We start from the raw sequence: 8,897 nt of genomic DNA on the forward strand, positions 1-8,897 counted from the left end.
CAACTCGCGCAGGATCGCGCTATGAAACGCGAAGTGGGCGCCGAACTCGAAGTCGACATCACCGCGGCCACGACGCTGGAGTTTCAGATCGCCGTGGCGCCGCATCCGCGAGCCGAGGTGTCCGAGTCGCTGCGCTTCGTCCTGGACGGACGGCCGATCACGCCCCTGGAGATCAGCGGGCTGCACGGCAACCGCATCCACAAGTTCGACGCCGCGGTGGGCACGCTGCGCGTCGACTACGAGGCGACCATCGTGGGTCACACCGATCCGGCTCCGGTGACCGAATACGACCAGTCGATGTACCTGCGGCCCAGCCGCTACGCCGAATCCGACAAATTCTTCGGTTTCGCCGCAACCGAATTCGGAAATGACCGCGATGCCGCGGAGCTGCTGGAGCACGTGAGTTCCTGGGTAGGCACCCGGCTGAACTACGTGCCCGGCTCCAGCGATCCGATCGACGGGGCGGTGGACACGTTGCTCGCCGGCGAAGGTGTGTGCCGGGACTACGCGCACCTGGTGGTGGCGCTCCTGCGAGCGGTCAGCGTCCCGGCCCGGGTGGTGTCCGTGTACGCGCCGGGCGTGTACCCGATGGACTTTCACGCCGTCGCGGAGGCGTTCGTCGACGGGCACTGGCGGGTGGTGGACGCGACGTTGCTGGCGCCACGGCAGACGCTGGTGCGGGTGGCCACCGGTCGCGACGCCGCCGACACGGCGTTCCTCGACAATCACAAAGGTGCGGTCACGCTGAATCGTCTTGTCGTGAGCGCCGTGGTGGACGGCGAGTTGCCCCGGGACTCGATCGACCACCTGGTTTCGATCCGTTGAAATCGCCTGTGCCACAGCATGATCGCGGCGTGCTGGTGATCAGCCGGACTTGTCGTCGTCGGAATCTTTCTGGTCGTCGGAGTCCTCGTCCTCGTTATCGGAGTCACCGTCGTCGTTGTTATCGGAGTCCTCGTCGTCGGAGTCCTCGTCCTCGTCGCCGGAGTCGTCCTTGTCGTCGGAATCCTTCGACTTGTCGCCGGAGTCCTTCGACTTGTCGTCGGAGTCCTTCGACTTGTCATCCGACTCGTCCGCCTCGTCGGCCTTGTCTGCGTACTTCGTCAAAAGCCCGGCGAGTTGCCGGGCCTCTTGGGGTGACAGCAAATCGTCGAATATCCGCTCGTCGCCCTCAGAGATGCGCTCGAGGTACACCGTGTTGCCCTCGGCCCCGACATCCCAGCGGCCTCCTTCCTGACGAACCATCCGATGCCGCCTTTCGACTAGTGAACTGGTACAAACCGGACGCGCGTGCGCGCTTGGGTGTTGCTTACCCACTTTTGCTGGAGCCGACGACCAATAGGCTGGTGTTTTGAACGCCCGAGCTTCGGAGGTAACGACATGCCTGCACCGTCTGCCGAGGTCTTCGATCGCCTGCGTCAGCTGGCCGCGATCAAAGACGCCACCGCACGTCAGACCAAGACGATCGACGAGGTCTTCACCGGCAAGCCGCTGACCACGATCCCGATCGGCACCGCCGAAGACGTCGAAGCCGCATTCGCCGAGGCGCGGGCGGCCCAGGTCGCCTGGGCGAACCGCCCGGTCGCCGAGCGCGTCGAGATCATCGCCCGCTACCGCGACCTCGTCATCGAGAACCGCGAGTTCCTGATGGATCTCCTGCAGGCGGAGGCCGGCAAGGCCCGCTGGGCGGCGCAGGAGGAAATCATCGATCTGGTGGCGAACGCGAACTACTACGCGGGCGTCGCGGCCGACCTGCTCAAGCCCCGCACGGTGCCCGCGCTGCTCCCCGGCATCGGCAAGACCACGGTCGGTTACCAACCCAAGGGCGTGGTCGGGGTGATCTCGCCGTGGAACTACCCCATGACGCTGACGGCGTCCGACTCGGTGCCGGCGCTGCTGGCCGGCAACGCGGTGGTGCTCAAGCCCGACAGCCAGACGCCCTATTGCGCGCTCGCCTGCGCCGAGCTCCTGTACAAGGCCGGCCTGCCCCGCGCGCTCTACGCGATCGTGCCCGGGCCGGGCTCGGTGGTGGGCACCGCGATCATCGACAACTGCGACTACCTGATGTTCACCGGCTCGACCGCCACCGGCAGGCAGCTCGCCGAACACGCGGGCCGTCGCCTGATCGGGTTCTCGGCCGAACTCGGCGGCAAGAACGCGATGATCGTCACGCGGGGCGCCAATCTCGACAAGGCCGCCAAGGCGGCCACCCGCGCGTGTTTCTCCAACGCGGGCCAGCTGTGCATCTCCATCGAGCGCATCTACGTCGAGAAGGACATCGCCGACGATTTCATCGGCAAATTCGGCGCCGCGGTGCGAAACATGAAGCTGGGCATCGACTATGACTTCTCGGTGGATATGGGCAGCCTGATCTCCACCGGCCAGCTGGACACCGTGACCGACCATGTGGAGGACGCGAAAGCCAAGGGCGCCAAGGTGATTGCGGGCGCGAAGGCGCGTCCCGACATCGGCCCCCTGTTCTACGAGCCGACGGTGCTGACCGATGTCACGCCCGAGATGGAGTGCGCGGCCAACGAGACGTTCGGTCCGCTCGTCTCGATCTACCCCGTCGCCGACGTGGACGAGGCCGTCGAGAAGGCCAACAACACCGACTACGGGCTCAACGCCAGCGTGTGGGCCGGCTCCTCGGCCGAGGGTCAGCAGATCGCCGCCCGGTTGCGGTCGGGGACGGTGAACGTCAACGAGGGTTACGCCTTCGCCTGGGGCAGCCTCAGCGCGCCGATGGGCGGGATGGGCCAGTCCGGCGTCGGCCGCCGGCACGGCCCCGAGGGCCTGCTGAAGTACACCGAATCGCAGACGATCGCGACCGCGCGCGTGTTCAATCTCGATCCGCCCCTGGGCATTCCGGGGAAGGTGTGGCAGAAGTCGCTGCTGCCGATCGTGCGGACGGTGATGAAGATCCCCGGCCGGAACTGACTTCGCGGCGGGCCGATTCACCCGTTGACCCCGATCTACTACCGCGCGTAGTATCTGGGCTACCCCATCATGCACAAGGAGGTGCACTGTGAGGTGGAGTTTCGCCCAGATCGGGCTGCTGATCATCTGCGCTTTTCACGTCGTCCAGGCGGTGATCGGCTTCATCATGAATCCCAGCTTCGCCACCGGCCCCACCGCGCCGACCGTGCAGCTGCTCGGTATGGACTACAACGGCTGGCACGCCGTCGCCGGTCTGGCGCTGTTCGCCCCGGGCCTGGTGTTCGCGCTGCGCAAGTCATGGTCGGTGCTGTATCTGCTGCTCGCCGCGATAGCCGGTGCGCTGCCCGGCATTTGGGCCTTCTTCTCCCATCAGGTCGCGTTCGTCTTCACCTTCCCCAACAACACGACCGACGCGGTGGTGCACCTGGTGACCGCCACGGTGATGGTCGCGGTGGCGGCCGTGCAGATCCGGATGGACGGCGGTCTCAAAAGCTCGCTCGCCGATCTCCGGAAAGCGCCGTAACGCCAAACCCTCACCCCCGGGCCAGTTGAGTTCACATCGCCGCCGCTGCGGGTAGTCATCCGGTCGACGAAGGAGGTTGCGATGGCCAAGCAATCGGACAAGGACGACGACGAGCCCAAGGGCGGTCGCCCCGGCCCCGCGGATCACGGGCGCGAAGGCGGGATGGCGACCCGCGAGAACGCGCCCGAACTCACCGAGCCGGACCGCGAGGACTGACGGCGTGACGGCATGACGCCGCCCGAATCGGATCGCGTTTCGCGCGGTCAGCGGGGGCGGGTGGCCGGGATGTCACCGTCACGACGAAAATGGATGGATGCCGTCTGAACAGGCGCCGCCGCCGCCGCAATCGGCGCCGGGCTGGTATCCCGATCCCGCAGTAGGCCACGGGCTGCAGCGCTACTTCGACGGCACCAGCTGGACCAGCGAGTGGGCCTTCACCGCGGACCCGCCGAAGAAGGGCCTGCCCGGCAAGGCGGTCCTGGCGCTGGCCGCGCTGTGCGTCCTGGTGCTGCTCATCATCGTCGGCAAGAGCTGGGTTTTCGACCCGAAGAAGGACGGCCGATCGGCCGAGTCGAGCAGTTCGGCCACGGCGGGGCCGACCGAGGCGCCGTCGACGCCGGCCGGTCCCAAAAAGCCGGACGGCGTCACCTTCACCGTCGCGCCGGGCCCGAATGGTGACGTGGTCGACGCCAAGTTCGCCATTCGGGACAACTACACCGAGCAGATGATCAAGGACGGCGCCCGGCTGGACACCATCGGCATTCTCAAGTACGCGCGGGCGACCTACCCCGACGCGTCCGCGGTGAACGTGCAGGGCACCTTTCCGATGACCGACCCGTACGGCAACACCTCGACCCAGGTCGCCATCGACCTCACGTATTCGCGGGCCACGCTGGACAAGATCAACTTCGACGGCATCAACAAAGCCAGCATCTGGGAGATCCGCGACTCCGGAACCGTCCTGCCGGCCTTCCAGCCATAGATCGGTCGTCCGTGGCCGCTAGGTGCAGTACTGCCCGTTGATCAGGCAATTCTGCGGTGGCGAGAAGGGACCGGTCAGCACGCCCCTGAAACCGCCCGTGGCCGAACCCCCGGGGGGAATGCTGCGATTCCAGTTCGCCGGGGTCAGAACATAGTGCGTGCCGGATTGGGTAACGGTGCTGTTCCAGGTGTGCAAGACGGATTCGCCCGCCGGCAAGTCGAATTCCAGCTTCCAATCGGTGAGCGGCGCCATGCTCGCGTTGGTGACGGAGAAGCGGGCGATGAAACCGGTCTGCCACGCATGGTCCACCGACAACGTCGCCGTGGCGGCGGCCGCGTGGGCCGCGGGAGCGATGCCGAGCCCCAGGACGGCAACCGTCGACGCCGATGCGAGCACGTGAAACGCTGCGCGCCAGCGGTTCACGCGATGTGTGCCTCCGCCCATGACTGCCAACATTAAAACCGCGGGGGCGATATCGGCCGGCGCGTCGCGGGTAAGCTGCCGTACCTTTGCCCAACCGAAACCGTCGTGAAATCTTCTCGCCTCGGCGCGGGCCGGCGCACCCGGGTGCAGGCCACAACCGCCGCTGGCCTGTGGTCGGGCTGACAGGATTTGAACCTGCGACCACTTGACCCCCAGTCAAGTGCGCTACCAAACTGCGCCACAGCCCGCGCGCCGGCGCGTGCACCGGCAGCAGGTCGAAAGCCTACCGTAACCGGGCGGCCGCCCCGCCAAGCGACCTGTCCTAGACAGACTTCCCCGACTCGCTAGCGCCTCCGCTAGCGGATTCGAGAATCACCATGTGTTCCGGGAGGGCCGGTGGTCCGGAAGAGGCCAGCCCACGGCCTCAGCGCCGCCGCGCTCCCCGCTTCTCGCGCACCCGCACGTTGATCCGGATCGGCGACCCCTCGAACCCGAAGGCCTCGCGCAGCCGGCGCTCCAGAAAGCGCCGGTATCCGGCCTCCAGAAACCCGGTGGTGAACAGCACGAACGTCGGCGGCCGGGCGGTGGCCTGGGTGGCGAACAGGATGCGCGGCTGCTTGCCGCCACGCACCGGCGGCGGGGTGGCCGCCACCACCTCTTTGAGCCAGGAATTGAGCGGGCCGGTCGGAATCCGCGCGTCCCACGACGCCAGCGCGGTCTCCATCGCGGGCACCAGCTTCTGCAGCGCCCGGCCGGTCTTGGCGGAGATGTTGACCCGCGGCGCCCACCGCAGCTGCACCAGTTCGCGGTCGATCTCGCGCTCCAGCATCTCGCGGCGGTCCTCGTCGACCAGGTCCCACTTGTTGAAGGCCAGCACCAGGGCGCGGCCGGCCTCGATGACCATCGACAGCACCCGCTGGTCCTGCTCGGTCAGCGGCTCGGACCCGTCGATCAGCACGATCACCACCTCGGCCGCGTCAATTGCCGAGTGGGTGCGCACCGAGGCGTAGAACTCGTGCCCGCTGGCCTGGCCAACCTTTCGCCGCAAGCCCGCGGTGTCGACAAACCGCCAGACCTTGTCATCCAGCTCGATCAGCGAGTCCACCGGATCCACCGTCGTTCCGGCGACGTCGTGCACGACCGAGCGCTGGTCCCCGGCCAGCTTGTTCAGCAGCGAGCTCTTGCCCACGTTGGGCTTGCCGACCAGCGCCACCCGCCGTGGACCGCCGGACGTGGGCGCCACCTCGGACACCTCGGGCAGCGCGGCCAGCACCGCGTCGAGCAGATCCGCCACGCCGCGGCCGTGTATGGCGCTGATCGCGTGCGGCTCACCGAGCCCCAGCGACCACAGCATCGCGGCGTCCGCCTCGACCTTGTCGCTGTCAACCTTGTTGGCCGCCAAGAAGACCGGCTTGCCCGACCGCAGCAAGATCCGGGCGGCGGCCTCGTCGGCCGTGGTGGCGCCGACGACGGCGTCGACCACCAGGATCACCGCATCGGCGGTGCGCATCGCCACCGAGGCCTGGTCGGCCACCAGCTGCTGCAGCCCCTTGGCGTCGGGCTCCCATCCCCCGGTGTCCTGCACGATGAACCGACGCCCGGTCCACAGCGCGTCGTAGGACACCCGGTCGCGGGTGACGCCCGGGACGTCCTGCACCACCGCTTCGCGCCGGCCCAGGATCCGGTTGACCAGTGTCGACTTGCCGACGTTGGGTCGGCCGACCACCGCCACCACGGGCGCCGGGCCGGCCTCCTCCTGTTCGTCCAGGCCGAAATCGACGGATTCCCAGTCGCTTTCGTCACTCCACGTGCCGTCTTGGGTCACCGCACCGCTCCGCTTCGCTGCTTGACCAGGTCCCGCAGGTGCGAAATCACCTGGGCCTCGGTCATCTCGCTGGTGTCGACGACGAGTGCGTCGGGCGCCGCGCGCAGTGGCGACACCGCCCGGGTCGAATCCAGATGGTCGCGGCGGCGGACATCGGCGAGCACCGCCTCGTAGTCGTCGGCTAGCCCGGCCGCCACGTTCTGTTCGTGGCGCCGCCGCGCCCGGGTCTCGGCCGACGCGGTCAGGAAGATCTTGACGGGCGCGTCGGGCAGGACGACGGTGCCGATGTCGCGCCCCTCGACCACGACATCGCCTGGCCCAGCGGCCATCTCGCGCTGCAGCTCGACCAGCCTGGCGCGCACGGCCGGCACCGCCGACACCGCCGAGACGGCGCCGGTGACGGCATCCCCGCGAATCTCGGTGGAAACGTCCTCGCCGGCAAGCAAACACCGATCGCCGTCCACCGACAGCTGCGCCGTCGACCCGATCCCGCCGACCGCGTCGGCGTCGCCCGGGTCGATGCCCGCGCGCAGCACGGCCAGCGTCACCATCCGGTACATCGCCCCGGTGTCGAGATAGCGTGCGCCGAGCGCTTGCGCCAATCCCCTTGACACCGAGGACTTTCCGGTACCCGCCGGGCCGTCGATGGCAACGACCATTCCGCTCACAGGCCCACCGCCTTGTACAGCTGGCCGATCTCGTGATGAGCCAACGCCCGGAAGGTGCCCGGCCGCTGCTTTCCCAGCGAGACGGGCCCGATGTCGGTGCGCACCAACGACTCCACCGGGAATCCCGCCGCCGCCAGCAGCCGGCGCACGATGCGATTGCGCCCCTCGTGCAACGTAACCCGCACCAGCGTCTTGCCGGGAATGGCGTCCACCACCGCGAATTCGTCGACCTTGGCCACCCCGTCGTCCAACTCGATCCCCGCGCGCAGCTTCTTGCCGAGCCCACGCGGCACCGACCCGGTCACCGTCGCCAGATACGTCTTGGGCACCTCATGCGACGGATGCATCAACCGATGCGCCAGCTCGCCGTCGTTGGTCAACAGGATCAGCCCCTCGGTGTCGGCGTCCAACCGCCCGACGTGAAACAGGTTCTTGTTGCCGCGGACCTTGCGCTCGACCAGATCGCCGATGCACGGGCGGCCGCGGTCGTCGGACATGGTCGAGTGCACACCGCGCGGCTTGTTCAGTGCCAGATACACCTGCGAGTCGTCGAGGACCACCCGGGCCCCGTCGACGCGGATCACCGAGGAGTCCGGGTCGACGCGGGTGCCCAGTTCGGTCACCACCTGCCCGTCGACCTCGACGCGGCCGTCGATGATCAACTTCTCGGCGGCCCGCCGCGACGCAATTCCGGCCTGCGACAACACCTTCTGCAGCCGGATCCCCTCAGCTTCGTGCATCAATCCTGGTCCACGTCGAAGGTCAGCGCCTGATCGGGCGATGGACCGCCCGAGAGCTTGATGAAACGTGGCTCGCTGTCCAGGGATTCGGATAAATCCTCGATCGTGTCGACGTCGGGAAGCAGCGGCGCAATGTCCGGCAGGTCGGAAAGCGAGGTCAACCCGAGGCGTTCCAGGAACAGGTCGGTGGTGGCGAACGTCACCGCGCCGGTGTCCTCGTCGGCCCCGGCCTCGGTGATCAGGCCGCGCGCCAGCAGCGTGCGCATCACCGCGTCGACGTTGACGCCGCGCACCGCGCTCACCCGCGCGCGGGTCACGGGCTGGCGGTAGGCGACCACGGCCAGCGTCTCCAGCGCGGCGCGGGTGAGCTTGGATCGCGCGCCGTCCAGCAGCAGCTTCTCGACATAGGGCGCGAACCGGGCGCGGGTGTACATCCGCCAGCCCTCGCTGTTTTTGCGCAGGTCGATGCCGCTGTCCCGCTCGGTGAGTTGCTCGGCCATCTCCTGCAGCTTGGTCGCGATCCGGTACACCGGCTGCCCGGTGGCCGACGCCAGCGCCTCCGCGGTGACCGGCGTGTCCACCACCAGCAGCAGCGCCTCGAGCACCGAGCCGAGTTCCTCGGATTCCATCGGCGCGACCTCGGCGATGTCCGGGATGCCGTCATCGAGTACGACGTCGGGCAGATCTTCAGTCATTACTCGTCTCGTATTTCGGTGGTCGGACACTCCCCGGTCCAGGCAATTTGGAGCACGCCAAGCGGCTCTGACTGGTCGAATGCTACCGCCCGCGACCGATACAG

11 protein-coding genes, 1 tRNA gene and 1 pseudogene are annotated in these 8,897 nt (G+C 67.9%); 5 read left to right on the top strand and 8 right to left on the bottom strand.

Annotated features, from left to right (window positions below; all coding sequences use genetic code 11):
- Positions 1 to 21 precede the first annotated feature (21 nt).
- The gene (locus A9W96_RS19070) at positions 22 to 825 is read left to right on the top strand and encodes a transglutaminase family protein (RefSeq protein ID WP_197499570.1); all 804 of its coding nucleotides are present in this window, start codon (positions 22 to 24) and stop codon (positions 823 to 825) included.
- A 39-nt stretch (positions 826 to 864) separates the two neighbouring features.
- On the opposite strand, the gene A9W96_RS19075 is transcribed toward A9W96_RS19070, so the two are convergent.
- Positions 865 to 1,245, bottom strand: a complete 381-nt coding sequence (locus A9W96_RS19075; RefSeq protein WP_067142082.1) for a hypothetical protein — start codon at positions 1,243 to 1,245, stop codon at positions 865 to 867.
- 135 nt (positions 1,246 to 1,380) lie between these two features.
- Between A9W96_RS19075 and A9W96_RS19080 the strand changes: the two genes are divergently transcribed.
- The 4 genes from A9W96_RS19080 to A9W96_RS19090 all read left to right on the top strand — a co-directional run bounded on the left by A9W96_RS19080 (position 1,381) and on the right by A9W96_RS19090 (position 4,442).
- Positions 1,381 to 2,937 carry a succinic semialdehyde dehydrogenase gene (locus A9W96_RS19080; protein ID WP_067142085.1) on the top strand — a complete coding sequence of 519 codons (1,557 nt, stop codon included), beginning with the start codon at positions 1,381 to 1,383 and terminating at the stop codon, positions 2,935 to 2,937.
- An 88-nt stretch (positions 2,938 to 3,025) separates the two neighbouring features.
- Positions 3,026 to 3,460 (top strand): DUF4383 domain-containing protein, encoded by a 435-nt coding sequence (locus A9W96_RS19085; protein WP_066872283.1) that lies wholly within the window; start codon positions 3,026 to 3,028, stop codon positions 3,458 to 3,460.
- A gap of 81 nt (positions 3,461 to 3,541) precedes the next feature.
- Positions 3,542 to 3,676, top strand: a complete 135-nt coding sequence (locus tag A9W96_RS33080) for a hypothetical protein (RefSeq protein ID WP_255361674.1) — start codon at positions 3,542 to 3,544, stop codon at positions 3,674 to 3,676.
- A gap of 97 nt (positions 3,677 to 3,773) precedes the next feature.
- Positions 3,774 to 4,442 carry a DUF2510 domain-containing protein gene (locus A9W96_RS19090; RefSeq protein WP_067142088.1) on the top strand — a complete coding sequence of 223 codons (669 nt, stop codon included), beginning with the start codon at positions 3,774 to 3,776 and terminating at the stop codon, positions 4,440 to 4,442.
- Between the two features lie 18 nt (positions 4,443 to 4,460).
- On the opposite strand, the gene A9W96_RS19095 is transcribed toward A9W96_RS19090, so the two are convergent.
- The 7 genes and pseudogenes from A9W96_RS19095 to A9W96_RS31585 all read right to left on the bottom strand — a co-directional run.
- A complete protein-coding gene (locus A9W96_RS19095; RefSeq protein ID WP_067142091.1) occupies positions 4,461 to 4,886 on the bottom strand; it encodes a cellulose-binding domain-containing protein in 426 nt (141 codons plus the stop codon).
- 150 nt (positions 4,887 to 5,036) lie between these two features.
- A tRNA-Pro gene (locus tag A9W96_RS19100) sits at positions 5,037 to 5,113 on the bottom strand.
- A 176-nt stretch (positions 5,114 to 5,289) separates the two neighbouring features.
- Positions 5,290 to 6,690, bottom strand: a complete 1,401-nt coding sequence (der, locus tag A9W96_RS19105; RefSeq protein WP_066872268.1) for a ribosome biogenesis GTPase Der — start codon at positions 6,688 to 6,690, stop codon at positions 5,290 to 5,292.
- A complete protein-coding gene (gene cmk, locus A9W96_RS19110) occupies positions 6,687 to 7,349 on the bottom strand; it encodes a (d)CMP kinase (RefSeq protein ID WP_067142094.1) in 663 nt (220 codons plus the stop codon). Before cmk ends, der begins: the two co-directional genes overlap by 4 nt.
- A 5-nt stretch (positions 7,350 to 7,354) precedes the next feature.
- The gene (locus A9W96_RS19115) at positions 7,355 to 8,098 is read right to left on the bottom strand and encodes a pseudouridine synthase (protein ID WP_066872262.1); all 744 of its coding nucleotides are present in this window, start codon (positions 8,096 to 8,098) and stop codon (positions 7,355 to 7,357) included.
- Positions 8,098 to 8,793 (bottom strand): SMC-Scp complex subunit ScpB, encoded by a 696-nt coding sequence (gene scpB / locus A9W96_RS19120; protein ID WP_066872259.1) that lies wholly within the window; start codon positions 8,791 to 8,793, stop codon positions 8,098 to 8,100. The genes A9W96_RS19115 and scpB overlap by 1 nt, the downstream gene beginning before the upstream one ends.
- A pseudogene (locus A9W96_RS31585) lies at positions 8,793 to 8,897 on the bottom strand (segregation/condensation protein A); the annotation flags it as partial. The gene scpB and the pseudogene A9W96_RS31585, both read right to left, overlap by 1 nt.

It is taken from the genome of Mycobacterium sp. 1245852.3 (genome assembly GCF_001669335.1).
Classification (GTDB): Bacteria; Actinomycetota; Actinomycetes; order Mycobacteriales; family Mycobacteriaceae; genus Mycobacterium; species Mycobacterium europaeum_A.